The 16,798-nt window shown below is 62.4% G+C and carries 16 protein-coding genes and 1 tRNA gene; 7 read left to right on the top strand and 10 right to left on the bottom strand.

The annotated features are described in order from the left end of the window. Positions 1–5 precede the first annotated feature (5 nt). Positions 6–1,007 carry an N-acetyltransferase DgcN gene (gene dgcN / locus AB4K19_RS15255; RefSeq protein WP_375229154.1) on the bottom strand — a complete coding sequence of 334 codons (1,002 nt, stop codon included), beginning with the start codon at positions 1,005–1,007 and terminating at the stop codon, positions 6–8. Positions 1,008–1,259: 252 nt separating this feature from the next. Between dgcN and AB4K19_RS15260 the strand changes: the two genes are divergently transcribed. Next, a complete protein-coding gene (locus tag AB4K19_RS15260; protein ID WP_375229155.1) occupies positions 1,260–2,216 on the top strand; it encodes an L-malyl-CoA/beta-methylmalyl-CoA lyase in 957 nt (318 codons plus the stop codon). 60 nt (positions 2,217–2,276) lie between these two features. After that, complete coding sequence (locus tag AB4K19_RS15265; RefSeq protein WP_436398231.1) at positions 2,277–2,741, top strand: DUF302 domain-containing protein; 465 nt, start codon at positions 2,277–2,279, stop codon at positions 2,739–2,741. Here the strand turns inward: AB4K19_RS15265 and AB4K19_RS15270 are convergent. Both AB4K19_RS15270 and AB4K19_RS15275 read right to left on the bottom strand, forming a co-directional pair. Next, positions 2,738–3,961 carry a hypothetical protein gene (locus AB4K19_RS15270; protein ID WP_375229157.1) on the bottom strand — a complete coding sequence of 408 codons (1,224 nt, stop codon included), beginning with the start codon at positions 3,959–3,961 and terminating at the stop codon, positions 2,738–2,740. The genes AB4K19_RS15265 and AB4K19_RS15270 overlap by 4 nt on opposite strands. After that, positions 3,958–4,410 carry an Lrp/AsnC family transcriptional regulator gene (locus AB4K19_RS15275; protein ID WP_375229158.1) on the bottom strand — a complete coding sequence of 151 codons (453 nt, stop codon included), beginning with the start codon at positions 4,408–4,410 and terminating at the stop codon, positions 3,958–3,960. The genes AB4K19_RS15270 and AB4K19_RS15275 overlap by 4 nt, the downstream gene beginning before the upstream one ends. Positions 4,411–4,482: 72 nt before the next feature. On the opposite strand from AB4K19_RS15275, the gene AB4K19_RS15280 reads away from it, so the two are divergent. After that, positions 4,483–5,079, top strand: a complete 597-nt coding sequence (locus AB4K19_RS15280; RefSeq protein ID WP_375229159.1) for a LysE family translocator — start codon at positions 4,483–4,485, stop codon at positions 5,077–5,079. 59 nt (positions 5,080–5,138) lie between these two features. Continuing rightward, on the top strand, positions 5,139–6,101 hold the full coding sequence (locus tag AB4K19_RS15285) for an acetyl-CoA carboxylase carboxyltransferase subunit alpha (RefSeq protein ID WP_436398234.1): 963 nt from the start codon (positions 5,139–5,141) through the stop codon (positions 6,099–6,101). A gap of 9 nt (positions 6,102–6,110) precedes the next feature. Here AB4K19_RS15285 and AB4K19_RS15290 read toward each other — a convergent pair whose 3' ends face one another. Together AB4K19_RS15290 and AB4K19_RS15295 are read right to left on the bottom strand one after the other, a co-directional pair. Next, positions 6,111–6,761, bottom strand: coding sequence for a GntR family transcriptional regulator (locus AB4K19_RS15290; protein ID WP_375229161.1), 651 nt, complete (start codon positions 6,759–6,761; stop codon positions 6,111–6,113). A 45-nt stretch (positions 6,762–6,806) separates the two neighbouring features. After that, on the bottom strand, positions 6,807–7,499 hold the full coding sequence (locus AB4K19_RS15295) for a M48 family metallopeptidase (RefSeq protein ID WP_436398236.1): 693 nt from the start codon (positions 7,497–7,499) through the stop codon (positions 6,807–6,809). Positions 7,500–7,611: 112 nt separating this feature from the next. Here AB4K19_RS15295 and AB4K19_RS15300 point away from each other — a divergent pair, with 112 nt between their 5' ends. Together AB4K19_RS15300 and AB4K19_RS15305 are read left to right on the top strand one after the other, a co-directional pair. Then, positions 7,612–7,941 carry a TIGR02300 family protein gene (locus AB4K19_RS15300; RefSeq protein WP_375229163.1) on the top strand — a complete coding sequence of 110 codons (330 nt, stop codon included), beginning with the start codon at positions 7,612–7,614 and terminating at the stop codon, positions 7,939–7,941. Between the two features lie 93 nt (positions 7,942–8,034). Further along, a tRNA-Ala gene (locus AB4K19_RS15305) sits at positions 8,035–8,110 on the top strand. A gap of 22 nt (positions 8,111–8,132) precedes the next feature. Here the strand turns inward: AB4K19_RS15305 and AB4K19_RS15310 are convergent. Beyond that, positions 8,133–9,587, bottom strand: a complete 1,455-nt coding sequence (locus AB4K19_RS15310) for an aldehyde dehydrogenase family protein (protein ID WP_375229164.1) — start codon at positions 9,585–9,587, stop codon at positions 8,133–8,135. Between the two features lie 148 nt (positions 9,588–9,735). Here AB4K19_RS15310 and AB4K19_RS15315 point away from each other — a divergent pair, with 148 nt between their 5' ends. Next, positions 9,736–11,916, top strand: coding sequence for a DEAD/DEAH box helicase (locus AB4K19_RS15315; RefSeq protein ID WP_436398238.1), 2,181 nt, complete (start codon positions 9,736–9,738; stop codon positions 11,914–11,916). 55 nt (positions 11,917–11,971) lie between these two features. On the opposite strand, the gene AB4K19_RS15320 is transcribed toward AB4K19_RS15315, so the two are convergent. From AB4K19_RS15320 to AB4K19_RS15335, 4 genes are all read right to left on the bottom strand, one after another. After that, a complete protein-coding gene (locus AB4K19_RS15320; protein ID WP_375229165.1) occupies positions 11,972–13,246 on the bottom strand; it encodes an ABC transporter permease in 1,275 nt (424 codons plus the stop codon). After that, positions 13,243–14,049, bottom strand: a complete 807-nt coding sequence (locus tag AB4K19_RS15325; RefSeq protein WP_375229166.1) for a taurine ABC transporter ATP-binding protein — start codon at positions 14,047–14,049, stop codon at positions 13,243–13,245. Before AB4K19_RS15325 ends, AB4K19_RS15320 begins: the two co-directional genes overlap by 4 nt. Before the next feature lie 111 nt (positions 14,050–14,160). Then, positions 14,161–15,162 carry a taurine ABC transporter substrate-binding protein gene (locus tag AB4K19_RS15330; RefSeq protein WP_375229167.1) on the bottom strand — a complete coding sequence of 334 codons (1,002 nt, stop codon included), beginning with the start codon at positions 15,160–15,162 and terminating at the stop codon, positions 14,161–14,163. A gap of 324 nt (positions 15,163–15,486) precedes the next feature. Continuing rightward, positions 15,487–16,776, bottom strand: a complete 1,290-nt coding sequence (locus AB4K19_RS15335; protein ID WP_436398242.1) for an NAD(P)/FAD-dependent oxidoreductase — start codon at positions 16,774–16,776, stop codon at positions 15,487–15,489. Between the last annotated feature and the right edge of the window lie 22 nt (positions 16,777–16,798).

The following is a 16,798-nucleotide window of genomic DNA, read 5'->3' on the forward strand; positions in this document are numbered from 1 at the left end:
GGAGGTTACAGCTTCAGCAGCGCGTCAACCAGTTTGCCCGCCCCAAAACGGAACGGGTCCGTCGCGGGCAGGTTCATACGGTCTTCAATCTCCTGCAGACAGGCCTTCGCCGCATCCTCATCCAGCGCCTTGGTGTTCACCGAAACACCGGTGACCTCGCACGCGGGGTTGGCAACACGGGCAATCGGGAGCGCCGTGTCACGCAGCTGTTCAAGCGACGGCAGGGTGTAATGCGGCAGCCCACGCATATGCGTCCGCGTGGGCTCATGACACAACACCAGCGCATCTGGCTGGCCACCATGGATCAGGGCCATCGTGACACCGGAATAAGACACGTGGAACAGGCTGCCCTGACCCTCAATATGATCCCAGTGATCCGGATCATTGTCCGGCGTCAGATACTCAACAGCACCGGCCATAAAGTCGGCGATCACCGCGTCCAGCGGCACACCCTTGCCGGTGATCAGAATACCGGTCTGACCGGTCGCGCGGAAATCCGATTTCATGCCACGTTTGACCATTTCCGCGTCCATCGACATCGCCGTGTACATCTTCCCGCAGGAACAGTCGGTGCCAATGGCCAGAACACGTTTACCCGTGCGCTTCTGTCCGTTTGCGATCGGATAGGCAACCGACGGCACCCGCACATCATGCATGGTCATTCCGTTGACCTTGGCCGCCGCCTGCAGCTCGTCTTCGTTGCGCAGCAGATTGTGCAGGCCAGCCGCGAGGTCATAACCCATCTGCAGCGCCTGAACGAGCACCACTTTCCACTCGTCAGAAATCACGCCGCCACGGTTTGCAACGCCGATCACCAGGGTTTTGGCACCGGCTTTCAGACCCTCTTCGAGCGTCATATCGGTCAGGCCCATATCCGCGCCACAGCCCGGCAGGCGGAACTGACCGACTGCGTTTTCCGGACGCCAGTCCTTGATGCCCTGCGCCACTTTGGCAGCCAGCTGGTCGGGCGCATCGCCGAGGAACAAAAGGTAGGGTGTCTGGATCATGATTGGGCCTCCGTCAGATTCGACGCAATTTCACCCGAAACGCCTGCAATGACATCTTGAAAACGATGGAATTTACCATCGGCACGCAAGAATATTCGAACACTTTGGAGATTTGACGAATAATTCAGCGCACCTCCTCTTTTCGCGGCAGAGACTCCCATGCTGCAGATGCAAAATGCACTTGCAGCATGTCGCGCAATTTAATACCACGCAAAGCAACGCAACCGTAATTTTATTACCCAAGGAACGCCCATGAGTTTCCGCATCCAGCCCACGCCCCCTGCCCGCCCGAACCGCTGCCAGCTTTTCGGCCCGGGCTCGCGTCCCGCCATTTTTGAGAAAATGGCCGCCTCTGCCGCCGATGTGATCAACCTTGATCTCGAAGACAGCGTGGCCCCCACGGACAAGGACAGCGCCCGCGAAAACATCATCGCCGCCATCTCCGACATTGACTGGGGCAGCAAGACCCTCTCTGTCCGCATCAACGGGCTCGACACACCTTACTGGTACCGCGATGTGGTCGACCTGATGGAACAGGCAGGCGACCGGCTGGATCAGATCATGATCCCCAAAGTCGGCTGTGCGGCAGATGTCTATGCCGTGGATGCGCTGGTCACGGCCATCGAGACCGCGAAAGGGCGCACAAAGAAAATAACCTTCGAAGTGATCATCGAATCCGCCGCCGGCATCGCACATGTCGAAGAAATCGCCGCAAGCTCGCCACGCCTCGCCGCCATGAGCCTCGGGGCGGCGGATTTTGCCGCCTCGATGGGTATGGCAACCACAGGCATCGGCGGGACACAGGAAAACTATTACATGATCCGCGAAGGCCAGAAACACTGGTCCGATCCCTGGCACTGGGCCCAGGCCGCCATTGTCGCCGCCTGCCGGACGCATGGCGTTCTGCCGGTCGATGGTCCGTTTGGCGATTTCTCGGATGATGACGGCTTCCGCGCCCAGGCCCGCCGGTCGGCAACGCTCGGGATGGTCGGCAAATGGGCGATCCACCCCAAACAGGTCGCTATCGCCAACGAGGTCTTCACGCCCTCCGAAGAAGCCGTCGCCGAAGCGCGCGAAATTCTCGCCGCCATGGAACAGGCTAAAGCGAACGGCGAGGGCGCGACCGTCTACAAGGGCCGCCTCGTGGACATCGCCTCGATCAAACAGGCCGAAGTGATCGTGCGACAGTCCGAAATGATTGCCGGCTGACGCCATTGTGACTTGGCAGGTGGCGCAGTGCGTGGCTCACTTTGATCAAAGGAGACACTCATGCGCCGCTTTCTGACCGCTCTGATCCTCTGCCTCGGCACTGCCGCCTCCGCCGAAATGGCCCCGCGCAAGGGCTGGTCTGTGCTGCCCACGGCAAAAACCCATGCCACGCTTCTGTCCGATCTGAAAAAGGCAGTCAAAGCCAACGGCATGGGCGTGGTGACGCAGGCCGGCCCTACCGGCACCGCCCGCAAGCGCGGCATAGACATCCCCGAGAACCGGGTCGTGGGCGTGTTCAACAACGATTTCGCGGTCAGAATCCTCGCCCTGTCGACACCCGCCATGATCGAAGCGCCGATCCGGTTCTACGTGACGGAGAACGCAGATGGCACGGCCACACTGTCCTACAAAACGCCGGGGTTCGTCTTTGCCCCTTACGTGGCCGAAGGCGGACCGGAACTCGAAGCAGCCGCGGCAGACCTGGACGTACGTTTCGCTAAAATCGCCAACGCCGCCACCAACTAGGCACCGTCTCCCCGGATACGTTCCGCAATGATCCGTACCACGTCCGGATCGTCGAAATACGTCGTATGCACCATCGCTTTGTTGGTATCGCCAAAGGCTTTTTTGGCCTCTTCCAGCTCCCAGTCCGTCATCTGAAGCAGGGCCGGGCGCGCACCGCCCGAACTTGCCGCAAGCGCTGCGTCGGACCTTTTCCGGATGTTTGCCTGCACCTCCGGCGGCAAAGCATTCTCTCTTTTCAGGGCCGGATGCGGCCAGGGCTCAACAGCACGCACAGTTTCAAGGTTCTGAACGCCGAGGATCAGGGACGCCGCCCGCTTTTTCAGCAGGCCATCCAAAAACACCCGGAACCGTTTCTGGGTGACGCGTCTGACCAGCATAGCCGGTTGCATCAAACGATAGTGCAACTCTGTCTGGAAAATGGACTTCGGGAAAGGATCGTCGATATCCTTGAGCTCAGGCGGCGTTCGGGAACCCCTGAGAGCGGCCTGCAACAGCGCAATGGCTTCGTCATCTTCGGACCAAAGCCCAAGCCAGCGGTCGGAAAAAAGGGCAACATCTGCCGGCCGCTGATGCTGAATGTTGATCTGGTTGTGCACAATCGCCCGCGTCGCCATGCTGAGCAGGCTCAGGAAATAGCTGACCATGAGGGTCACGACAAAAGCGTAAACCGCATGTATCGTTGGACCACCGAAAATCATATCCCACAAAATGCCAGCCAGCAGGCTTATCAGAACAAGTGGCTTTAAGACCCGGTACAACACATGACCAGGCAATTTCTGCAGATGGATAAAGGGGGATCCCACGGTAATCACATTGCACAGCATTCCCAGCGGTTTTGTACCGTGCGCATCTGCAGCTCCGGAATTCCGCCGCCTCACAAGCTCCTGAAACAGCATGACCCACACAGCCGTTCCGCCATGACTGTGAGCGACAATATGGTACGGAACACCCCGCGCCTCATATCCCTCGATCATCCGGAGCAGATCGAGGCCTGCGCCGACACGATGCACATTGCTGTTCTCTCCGCCCCACCGGAACACCTCGCCCGGCCCGACGAGCCGGATGTGTCCGGGCAACTGCGCTGACAGCTTGGTATAAAAATCGCTGCCAACCTGCCACCAGCGCTCGCCCTCGTCGTTTTTGTCGGCAGAGAACGTGCCGTGTACCAGGATCACCACCTCTTCGGGGCGGTCGCTGTCTGCAGCCTCCTGACCGGTCATGCCCGTTCATCCTTGGGCGACCCCATGACCACATAGGACGTGATCGACGTCACCTGGGGCATCGCGCCCAGAATATCCGTGTGGAAATGCTTGTAAGCCGGCAGGTCCGCGCATTCGACGCGCAGCAGATATTCGATCGTACCCGTCGTGTTGTGACACTCGACCACTTCCGGCGCCCGGGAAATGGCCCGCTCAAAAGCCTCCTGGCTGGCCTTGGTATGCGATCCCAGCCCGACCGCGATATAGGCCACAAAACCCGCACCCATGGCCGTCCGGTCCAGCACCGCGCGATACCCGCGGATCACCCCGGTTCGCTCCAGTTCCTGCACGCGCCGCAGACAGGCAGAGGGTGAAAGCCCCACCCGCTCGGCCAGTTCGATGTTACTCACGCGCCCATCCGCAGACAGCTCACGCAATATATGTTCTGATTTCTGATCGAAACCTGCCATAAGTTGCAAAATTATCCGATCACTGCCCTGATTTGCAACCCTGCGCCGGAAAAACCGCGCGATAGTTGCTTCATGACGTTCGATATTCTCCTCGCCCTCACGGCCTTTGCCTTTGTCAGCTCCGCAACACCGGGGCCCAACAACCTGATGCTGATGGCCTCCGGGGCCAATTACGGCTTCCGGCGCTCCATTCCGCACATGCTGGGCATTTCCATCGGCTTCGGCGTCATGATCATTCTTGTGGGTGCGGGCCTGATCCAGGCCTTTGACGCATGGCCGGTCAGCTATACGATCCTCAAAGTTCTTTCCGTCATTTACATGACCTGGCTGGCCTGGAAAATCGCCACCGCAGCCCCCGTGACAGAACAGGCCGCCGCAGGGCAGCCAATGACCTTTCTGCAGGCCGCCGCCTTTCAGTGGGTCAATCCCAAAGCCTGGGCCATGGCGCTTACCGCCCTGACAGTCTACGCCGGTGATGCAACCCTTCTGGCGTTCGGCATCGTTGCCGTCGTCTTTTGCCTCGTGAACCTGCCCGCGATCACCATGTGGACCGTTCTGGGTCAGCAGGTCGCGCGCATCCTGACAAATACGACACGGCTGCGGGTCTTCAACCTGACCATGGCCGCTTTGCTGATTGCCTCACTTGCGCCGGTGCTCCTGCCCGCCTGAGGCCGTTGCATTGCCCGCAAATGCCCGCCATATACAACGGACAGAGAGTGGAGTGCGCCATGACCCAGTATATGGACTTTGAAAAACCCCTGGCCGAAATCGAAGGCAAGGCCGAAGAACTGCGGGCAATGGCACGGTCCGGGGAAAATGTAGACACCACCGAAGAGGCCGCAGCGCTGGACACCAAAGCCCGCGCGATGCTCGAAGAGCTCTACACATCGCTTACACCCTGGCGCAAATGCCAGGTGGCACGCCATCCCGAACGGCCCCACTGCAAAGATTACATCGACGCGCTCTTCTCCGATTACACACCGCTGGCAGGCGACCGGAACTTTGCAGACGACCACGCCGTGATGGGCGGTCTTGCGCGGCTAGACGACAAACCGGTGATGGTGATCGGCCACGAAAAGGGCAACGATACCCGCTCCCGCATCGAACGGAATTTCGGCATGGCGCGGCCCGAGGGGTACCGTAAGGCCATACGCCTGATGGATCTGGCACATCGCTTTGGCCTGCCCGTTGTAACACTGGTCGACACGCCCGGCGCCTACCCCGGCAAAGGGGCCGAGGAACGGGGCCAGTCCGAGGCGATCGCACGCGCAACCGAAAAATGTCTGCAGATCGGCGTACCGCTGGTCTCCGTGATCATCGGCGAAGGCGGCTCCGGCGGGGCTGTGGCCTTTGCCACGGCCAACCGCGTCGCGATGCTGGAACACTCCGTCTATTCGGTGATCAGCCCGGAAGGCTGTGCCTCGATCCTCTGGAAAGACGCCGAAAAAATGCGCGAGGCCGCTGAGGCGCTGCGTTTGACCGCGCAGGACCTCAAAAAGCTCGGCGTCATCGACCGGATCATCACCGAACCCCTGGGCGGCGCGCACCGGGACCCGCTGAATTCCATCAAATCTGTCGGCAACGCGATCACGGCCATGTTGGGCGATCTGGAGGGACAGGACCCTGCAGCACTAGTGGCGGACCGCCGCCGCAAGTTTCTTGATCTGGGCAGCCAGGGCCTCGCCGCCTGAGCCACGGCCTCAGCTGGCCAGCATCCGCAGGCCCTGCGTCACATCCGACCGCACCGCCAGCCGCAGGCCCGGCTCATCCCCCGCGCGCAGTGCCGCGATGATCAGCCGGTGAAACTGCGGCGGCTCCGTTTTGCGCAGCTTCCCGTAAAGCGCCCGCATGGTCGGCCCGAGCTGCAGCCAGACCGTCTCTGCCATAGCCAGCATCGCCGGTGCCTGCGCGCGCAGGTAAAGCGTGCGGTGAAATTCCAGGTTGGTCCGGATATAACTGACGGCATCGCGGTGAGCGACAGCCTCTGCAACGGCCGTATTGATCGTCTGTAACCGTTCAATAAGCGCCATATGCGCGCGCGGCAGGGCACGGCTGGCCAGCTCAACCTCGATGAGCGCCCGCAGCGCGGCCAACTCCTCAATCCGCTCATTGCTCAGTTCAGGTGTCGAAATGCGGCCCGAGGACGACATGGTCAGCGCCCCTTCGGCCGCCAGTCGGCGCACCGATTCCCGCGCGGGTGTCATGGAGACCCCGAATTCCTTACCGATCCCGCGCAGGGTCAGGGGCTGTCCCGGCGAAAGCTCACCCTGCATGATCCGCCCGCGCAGTGTGCGGTATACCCGGTCATGGGCTGCCGGGGTGGCATCAGTGGGGCGTTGCAGCGGAAGCATGTGTTTTTGTGATCACAAAATATAGGGGCGTCAAGCCCTTCGTGATCACACAGCGAATCTGTAGCGGTGTAATTCGCCCCCGTTCTGGCGCAACCAGCGGCGCGGCGCTTCGTATTCACCGTAAATACGGCGGACGCCGTCCCAGAAGGTGCTGGAGTGATTCATCTCAGCCAGATGCGCCACCTCGTGAGCGGCGACATAGTCCAGCACCTCGGGTGGTGCGAGAATCAGACGCCAGGAATACATCAGCCGCCCCTCAGAGCTGCAGGACCCCCAGCGGGACCGCGTATCGCGCAGGGTGATCGCGCTGTAGGGCCTGCCAAGACGCGCCGCATAGTCATCAGAGGCAGCAGACAGCCGATCGCGCGCAATGGTGCGCAGATGGGCCGCCAGGCGTTTGCCTGCCTGCGCGGGATCGCCGGGCACCGCGGCACGACCATTTTCGATCACGACGCGCCGGCCTGCACCGGCCACCACTTCATGGGGCTGCCCGCCGATGGGCAGAACGATCCCGGGCTGAACGGTCACGTCCTCCGCACGCGCGGCGAGATGGCGGCGAATCCACGCCTGTTTCTCTTTTGCAAAACGGACCGCCTCGCGCTCAGAAACCCTGGGCGGCAGCGTCAGTGTCACCCGGCCATCAAGCTGCGAGACCCGGAGCGAAATCCTCCGCGCCCGCCCGGAACGGCGCAGGATAAGGGGAATTGGCGGATCACCCGGCAGGATGATGTCGGACATGTCAGGCTTCCCATGGTCGTCTGGTGCAGGCGAGGTCTTTACAGCCCCCGCTGCATATGGCACTTGGCCGGAATCATCTACAGACGAACCGCAATTGCAAAGAGGGTTTTTCATGCCCAAGGAAGAATGGGGAACGAAACGCCTCTGCCCCACCACCGGCAAACGTTTCTACGACCTGAACGCTGATCCGATCGTGAGCCCCTACACAGGCGAAGTGGTCGAGGTTGACCAGTCCAAATCGCGTATGATCGCGGCCGACGCCGAAGATGCCGCAACCACAAAGGCCAAAGCCTCTGCGGATACAGAAGACGCCGTGCTCGACGATGACGATGATGTCGATGTGGATCTGGGCGACGACATCCTGGATGACGACGACGACGAGGACGATAACGTGTCCCTCGACGAGATCGCTGACGTTGCCTCCGAGGACGAGGACAACTGATTTTCTGAGAACGCGCGGGCCGGGTCATTTTTACGCTTGATCCCGACCCGCGATGCGCCTATTCAGCGGCGCACCGGATGTAACGTCCACGATGGGGCCTTAGCTCAGCTGGGAGAGCGCCTGCATGGCATGCAGGAGGTCAGCGGTTCGATCCCGCTAGGCTCCACCATCCCCCATTTCAAAAGCCCGGTTCAGCCGTGCAGCGCAGCAACCGTTTTGAGCGACGAAAAGGCATAGAGCGCCTCAAAGCCTTTCTCCCGCCCGTGCCCGGAAAGACCGGTGCCGCCGAACGGCAGTTCGACGCCCCCACCGGCGCCATAATTGTTCAGAAATACCTGCCCGGCCCGCAGCAACCGGGCCAGCCGCATCTGGCGCGCGCCGTCCCGGGTCCAGACCGACGCCACAAGACCGTAATCCGTGCCATTCGCGATCTGAAGGGCCTCTTCTTCGTCGTCAAACGGGATCACGACCTGCACCGGACCGAAAATCTCTTCGCGGGCCAGCGGGTGATCGGGCGGGACATTTTCAAAGAGTGTTGGTGTGACATAGGCGCCCCCTGCCGGTGCCTCATCAGAGATGGAGCCCGTCGCCGCCACGCTGAGGTCCGCGCCGGCAGCGAGCCACCCGGCGACGATCCCCTTCTGCCGTGCGGAGATCAGCGGACCGACATCCGGGTCATCCAGGGCCGGCCCCACCCGCAGCGAGCGGTAGCGCGCGGCCATAGCAGTGACCACCGCATCAAAAATATTGCGCTGCACCAGAATGCGGGAGGCGGCCGAGCAGGTCTGGCCGGCGTTCTGGATGCCTGCATTGATCAGGAAAGGCAGGGCCGCATCAATGTCGGCATCCTCAAAGACGAGCTGGGGGGATTTGCCGCCCAGCTCCAGCGTGACCGGAACGACATTGGCGCCCGCAGCCTGCTGCACGAGCCGCCCCGTCGCCACCGACCCGGTAAAGGACACATGCTGTACGCCCGGATGCGCGCTCAGCGCAGCTCCTGCAGCAGCACCGGTGCCCGGCACAATGTTGAGCGCACCGTCCGGCAGACCGGCCTGTCGCGCCAGTTCGCCAAAGGCCAGGGCCGTCAGACAGGCCTCCTCGGCAGGTTTCAGCACACAGGCGTTGCCCATGGCCAGCGCCGCACCCACCGACCGGCCGATGATCTGCATCGGGTAGTTCCAGGGGATGATATGGCCGGTCACCCCATGCGCCTCTCGCAAGGTGTAGACTGTATATCCGTCAAGGTAGGGGATCGTTGCGCCATGCACCTTGTCCGCAGCACCGGCGTAGAACTCCATGTAGCGCGCGAGGGCCGTCACATCCGCCCGTGCCTGGGTCAGAGGCTTGCCGACGTCCAGCGCTTCCAGCTCAGCCAGATGATCCGCGTTTTCGGTCACCAGCGCGCCGATGCGGGCAAGGATGCGGCCCCGCTCGGAGGCCGCCAGGCGGCCCCACTCGCCCTGCCGCGCGGCCTGCGCCGCTGCCACCGCGGCATCGATATCCTCAGCAGTCCCCGCCGCGATGCCGCAGAGCGTCGTCCCATCCGACGGGTTGATCAGGGGCAGGCTGTCACCGGCATCAGGCGCCTGCCAGCGGCCACCGATCAGGCACAGAGACGCATCAAGGCCAAGCGGTCGCACAGTCATAGAAGATCCTTTCTGTTGCGCCCCACTCTGCCCGGGCGGCACCCGCCCCGCAATGGCGGTATCGCAGGAATGGGTCGACTCCCGGCGCGGAAAGGCATAACGACGCGACGAACGCGGTATGGACCGCGCAATGAAACGGAACTCTCCCTTGATCACGACACTCGCCAATGCACTGGCCCGGCAGGGCTATGAAACACTGACCCCTGTACAGCAGGCGGTCACCGACCCGGACCTTACCGAGGCCGATCTGCTGGTGTCGGCCCAGACCGGGTCCGGCAAAACCGTCGCTTTTGGCCTGGCCATTGCCCCGACCCTTCTGGGCGAAGAAACCCGGTTCGCGGATGCGGCCGCACCGCTGGCGCTGATCATTGCACCCACGCGTGAGCTGGCGTTGCAGGTGCGCCGCGAGCTGACGTGGCTCTATGCGGACACCGGCGCGGTCGTGACCTCCTGTGTGGGCGGCATGGACCAGCGCAGCGAGGCCCGCGCGCTGGCCCGGGGGGCGCATATCGTCGTGGCCACGCCCGGGCGGCTCTGCGATCACCTGCGCCGCGGCGCAATTGATCTGTCGGACCTTCGGGCTGTGGTGCTGGACGAAGCGGATGAAATGCTTGATCTCGGCTTCCGTGAGGAGCTGGAGTTCATCCTGTCAGAAGCCCCCGAAACACGGCGCACCCTGCTCTTCTCGGCCACCGTGCCGGCCGCCATCGCCAAACTGGCGCAAAGCTATCAGAAGGACGCCCAACGGGTTGTCACTGCGGGCGAGGCACGCCAGCACACGGACATTGAATACCGCGCGCTCAACACGCACCCGCGCGACACCGAAAACGCGATCATCAATGTGCTGCGCTTTTATGAGGCGCGCAACGCTATCGTGTTCTGCAACACGCGGGCGGCTGTTGCCCGGCTGACGGCACGGCTGACAAACCGCGGATTTTCTGTCGTCGCCCTCTCGGGTGAACTGACGCAGTCCGAACGGACCAATGCGCTGCAGGCGCTGCGCGACGGGCGCGCGCGGGTCTGTGTGGCGACCGACGTGGCCGCCCGCGGGATCGACCTGCCGAACCTTGAACTGGTGATCCACGCCGAACTGCCATCCAATGCTGATACGCTGCTGCACCGCTCCGGCCGGACGGGCCGCGCGGGCCGCAAAGGGGTCTCTGCGCTGATCGTGCCGCCCAAATTCCGCACAAAGGCGAACCGCCTGGTGGGGTGGGCCAAACTGAAAGTGGAATGGGCCGACCCGCCGTCTGCCGCCGAAGTCACTGCCCAGGACGAAGCGCGTCTGATGGAGAATTCAGTCTGGACCGACCCGGTGCCCGACGACATGCAGGAACTGGCAGAACGCCTCTCCGGCACATTCAGCGCCGAACAGCTGGCCGCAGGATTCGTGAACCTCTTCCGCACGCGCCTGTCCGCCCCAGAGGACCTGACGGATGCCAGCGCCCCGGACGACCGGCCGCGTCAGGCCTTCGGACCCTCTGTCTGGTTTTCGGTTACCATGGGGCGGGACGCAGGTGCCGAACCCCGCGTTCTGCTGCCGATGATCTGCCGCCATGGCGGTCTGAACAAAGACGATATCGGTGCGATCCGTATCTGCGCTACGACAAGCTTCATCGAGGTGCTGGAAGAAAAAGCAGACGCGATGGTCGCCACGCTCGGCGCGGATATGAAACTGGAGGATGGCGTCACCCTTGCGCGCGCCGATGGCCCGCCCGAACCGGAAAAACGCGGCCCCCGCCCGGCGCGGGGCAAGGGACGGCCGGACCGCGCGCCACGGCGTGAAAAGCCAAAGTATGACCCGGACGCGGCTCCGGCCCGTGCCCCGCGCCGCGAGAAACCCGCCCAGGCGGACAAACCGCACAAACCGGCAGCAGCGCCCAAGGGAAAGAAGCCCCCGAAGTCGCATAAAACCGACCGCTCGCCGATGAAACCAGGCGACACGCCGAAACCGAAATCGGCCAGAACCGCTCCCGCAGACCGCCCGGCCCCCAAAGCCCGCGCCGTCTGGGGCAAAGAGAATCGCGAGGCGGCAAAAGTCGCCCGAAAGTCACGCGAGGAGGCCATGGAGCGCGAACGCGGGGACGCGGGCGGCGAGGCGCACCGTGACAAAGACCGCCCCGGCAAACCGCCCCGCGGCAAGGCCGCCGGTCCGAAACACCGCTCGGACAAGCCCAAAGGCGGCAAGGGCGGCAAGCCCGAAGCCGGCAGCGCGCGCAAACGGGCGGCCGACACCTCCAAACGGTTTGTCCCGCCCCACAAACGCGGCCAGAAACCGGCGGGCAAGGCAGGCAAAGGCCCCAACGCCACCCCCAAACGGCGCGGCTGACCACAAAAAACGGGGCCCCGAAGGGCCCCGCAAAATCACTGCACGTGAGTGCGGATCAGGCTTTGCCCTTCCAGGGCACGAGGATCCGTTCGGCCCAGCGCATCAGCATATCGATTCCAAAGCCGATCACACCAATCAGGATGATCCCCAGGATCACGATGTCGGTGTTCTGGAAGCGCGAGGCCACCATGATCATCATACCGGCACCCTGCTCCGCTGCGACGAGCTCCGCGGCCACAACCGTGCCCCAGCAGACCCCCATCGCAACCCGTGCACCGGTAAAGATCTCGGGCAGCGAGTTGGGCACAATCACGTGACGCATGATCTGCCACTTGCTGGCACCCAGCGAATAGGCCGCATGCACTTTTGAGATGTTCACGCCGGACACACCCGACCGCGCCGCAATCGCCATGATCCACAACGCCGCCAGGAACAGCAGGATCACCTTGCCGGCCTCCCCGATGCCGAACCAGATGATCACCAGCGGGATCAGCGCCAGCGGCGGCACCGGGCGCATGAATTCCACAATCGGGTCAAACCACCCGCGGAACCAGTTGCTCAGACCCATCGCATAGCCCAGCGGGATGCCCACCAGCGCGCCGCAGATAAAGCCTGCAACCACGCGGAAGAGCGAATAGCCCAGGTGCTCCACGAGGGTGAAACTGCGGAAACCCTCCTGAATGACGTTGATCGTGCGGCTCCACACCTGCTCGGGCGGCGGCAAATACAGCGGTTCCATCTGCCAGCCACGATAAGGCGCGATGTTAGGCGTGCCCTTGTCAGACAGCGTCACCGTGCCGTTGTCGATTTGCACCGTCTCGCCACGCGCAATCGGCTGCCCGTTGATGGCCACCACTTCGGCACCGTCCGATTTTTTGATCTCGTCGTTGGAATCCACGCGGACCAGACCTGTCCGCCACTGCGCAATTGTCGCGGAGTCGTTCTTGGCAAAACCATCGCCCGGTTCAACTTCCGGCGCGTCAGTTTCCTCTTCGCGCGGGTAGACCAGCACCGACACAGTCGCATCATCCTGCTGTCCGTCGGCCTCAGCGGTGTAGGTGAACTCCAGTGTGCCGACAAAAGGCCCCGGCGCATGCAGGAAACCGGGCAGCAGTTTGGAGCCCGTGAACATCCCCCAGATCAGAAAGATCGTCAGGATGGAGACAATGCCCGCAACGCGGTTGGGGCGCACGGCGCTCTCGTCACCGAAGGTCACTGTCTTAAGTGACGTGAAATCCTTGGCCGTGGCCCGCTGAACCACCTTGGTGACGATAAAATACGAACCGACAAAAACGCCGATGTAGATAAAGAGAACGAAAAGCCCGGTCATGATGCTTCCTCCGTCCGACCCATGATTTCTTCTTCCATGTCCCAGATCATCCCAAGGATCTCTTCACGGCGCGGGCCGAACTCGGGGTGCTTTTTGACCTCACGTAGGTCGGCCCCCACACCCAGCTCCGCAAAGGGCAGCCGGTATTCCTTGTGAATCCGTCCGGGGCGCGGCGCCATCACGATCAGACGCTCGCCCAGCAGCAGAGCCTCTTCCACCGAGTGGGTGATCAGGATGATCGTCTTGCCGGTCTCTTTCCAGAGCTTCAGCACCAGGCTCTGCATCTTTTCGCGTGTCAGAGCATCAAGCGCGCCCAGCGGTTCGTCCATCAGGATAACGTCCGGATCATTGGCAAGGCACCGGGCCAGGGCCACACGCTGCTGCATCCCGCCCGACAGCTCATAGATCGCCTTTTCCTTGAAGTCCTGCAGACCGACAACATCCAGCAGATGGTCAACGATCTCGGCTTTTTCGCCCGCTGGCATGCCCTTCATCGAAGGGCCGAAACCAACATTGTCCCGCACGGACATCCACTCAAACAGCGCGCCTTTCTGGAACACCATACCGCGTTCCGCATCAGGCCCTGTCACCTCATGACCATTCAGCTCCAGCCGGCCGCTGGTCTGTGCGAGAAATCCCGCAACAATGTTCAGCAGGGTGGTCTTGCCGCAGCCCGACGGGCCGAGGACACTCATCAGCTCACCTGGCTTCAGATCCAGGGAAACGTTTTGCAGCGCCTGAACAGCCGATCCGTTCGGCAGATCAAAGCGCATGGAAATATCTTGCAGGGATAGACCCGACATCAGAGTCCCCTCCTATTGTTTGCGGAGAATTGCGGGGCGCACTGTCCGGTCCTGAAATCCGGACGGTATGAAGAGAAGCGGCGCGGAGTGTCCCCCGCGCCGCCTTTTGGCTTACATGTTGCTGGCAGCTTCCAGCGGGCCTGTGTTGACAGCACCGTCATAGCTGTCGAGCGCGGAGTCGATGGAACCCGCTTCAACAAAGACGTCTGCAACACCCTTCATGAAGGGTGCAGCCGCACCGCCGAACCATTTGGACGACAGCTGCTCTTCGATGGACGGGAACTTCATGGTCGAGATCGCACCACGTGCCGCATCAAGATCCATACCGGCCTGCTCAGCGATCACACCCAGCATTTCGTCGTTCGGGTTGCTGTTCCACTCAGCGTTGGCGTCTGCTGTGACTTTCAGGAACTTCGCAACAACGTCACCGTTTTCTGCGATGAAGTCAGCAGGAGCGGATGTCACGTCGAACACCAGGATGCCCAGCTCTTCTTTCTCAGCACCTGTCAGCAGTACGTTGCCGTACTCTTTCATGGACGCCAGACCGCCACCGTAGCCACAGGCAAAGTCGACAGCCTTCTGACCCAGTGCGTTCGCACCTTCCGGCGGAGGCATGTCAACGATGGACAGGCTGTCGAGGGCAACACCGAAGTGGTCCATCTGACGCAGGAAGCCGTAGTGTGCAGCTGTACCCAGCGGCACGGCGACTTTCTTGCCGGCCAGTTCGCCTGCGCTGTCCTTGTCGATTTCCAGGTCCGCGTTCACAACGCAGTTGTCGTTGTCAGAGTAGCTCACTGCCACGTCCACAACCTGAATGTCCTGACCGCCCGAGGACGCAACCACGAAAGGCGGTACACCCTGGCTGACGGAGAGCTGTACGTCGCCCGATGCCATTGCAGCGGACATCGCTGTACCGGTCTCGAAGGAAACCCAGTTCACTTTCATACCAAGCGCTTCGTCATAGGCGCCGGATGCTTTTGCGGCGAGGAACGGCATCGGCCATTCGAGGAAGTAACCGACGGTGATTTCACCGTGGCCATCCGCAACAGCTGTCTGTGCTGTCATCGCCATTACCGCGCCCGCTACGAACGCGCATGCTGTCTTTTTGATCATTGTTTTCTCCCGTTGATCATCTGCCGGTCTGTCCTGTCCGGCCCTGTTTTGGTGCTCTACGGTCTTTCGCCGTTTACATTTCTTCCTGTGCACACGTCCATCCAATGTCAGATTTCCTGTGCCTGCAAGTGCCTTATTGAGACAAAAGGACGAATTTTCAGACCTCTGCCACAAAAACGGACTTCTGCCCGCTGCGCGCCTGGTGCCGTCCCGGCCGCAGAGCAGCCTGCGGGCCCGGCCCCGTTTGCGCGCGACATACTGATGACGGAGGCGGCCACGATTAAATGTCCAGTTTCCGCACCCCGATGAGTCCAGTCTGTGCCTTCAGTCATTGCGCCGCCACTCCGCCTGGTCCCGCATCCGCAGAACCGCCATCGCCATCCCCGCGCCCAGCACCTGCGGCAGGCGGAATTTATACCGCGGGATGCCTGTCACCGGGAAAGGCAGCGCTTCCAGCGGCGTGCCCAGCGTCCGGCGGGCCAGCACCTGACCCATGACATGGCTCATCGCAACACCGCGCCCGTTATACCCCAGCCCGGCAACAACGCCCGGCGCCGGCTCGTGCAGATGCGGCACCCGGTCTTCCGTCAGGGCGATATGCCCGCCCCAGAAGTGTTTCCAGACAGCGCCCTTCAGGCTCGGGAAGGTCTCGGGGGCATCCTTCAGGATCCAGCCGAAACCGCCCATACCGCCCAGCGGCCGCCGGAACCCGATCCCGCCGAACAGCATCTGCCCCCCCGGCTCGCGCCGCGCATACATTATAAGGCGACGCGTGTCAGATATCGTATGGCCCTGCGGCAGGATGGGCCCGATCTGCTCTTCGTCCAGCACACCCGTTGCCATCTGCGACGACATCAGCGGCAGAACCGAGCCCTTCAGCCTGGCAATCAGGCCATCCGAATACCCGTTGGTCGCCACCACGACCTTTTCCGCATCCACCCTGTGCCCGTTGACCTGCAGATGCCAGCGGCCGTCCTGCCGGTCCATACCGCGCACGGGCGACCAGCTGAACACCTGCGCCCCTGCGGCCCGCGCCACACGGTCCAGCCCGCGCACCAGCGCCATGGGCTGCACCGCGCCACCACGCGCAGACACGGTGCCCGTCGCATATCCATGCGCACCGGTCAGGCGGATCACGTCTTCGCGCTCCATGAATTCAAAATCAGCGCCGTGCTCATTCCACAGCGCCGCATTGCGCCGCGCCACATCCCGTGCGGCGGCACAGTGATCCACCCGGATCCAGCCCTTCTGCCGTGCTTCGCACTGAATCTGATAGGCGCGGATAAAGTCGAAGAGATCATCCGCCGACCGCAGCGCGGTTTCCGTCATCCGCTCAAAATAGCGGGTCCCGACCGCTTTGCGCAGATCGTCAGGCTGCGCCACAGGCAGCATCGGATTCACCTGACCACCGTTGCGCCCCGACGCCCCGAACCCTACGTCGCCGGCCTCAAAGACCGCGACCGTAACTCCCGCTTCCGCGAGCTCCAGCGCTGTGCGCAGCCCGGTGAACCCCGCGCCCACAACAGCCACGTCCACAGTAAGGTCGCCCTCCAGCCTGTGCGCCGGGGCAGCATCGGGGGCGGTCACCCGCCAGAATGCGTCAGGTATCTGCATGCGCGCAGCATTTGTGCAGCCT

The sequence above is a fragment of the Roseobacter phycocola genome, from assembly GCF_042055075.2.
GTDB lineage: Bacteria > Pseudomonadota > Alphaproteobacteria > Rhodobacterales > Rhodobacteraceae > Roseobacter.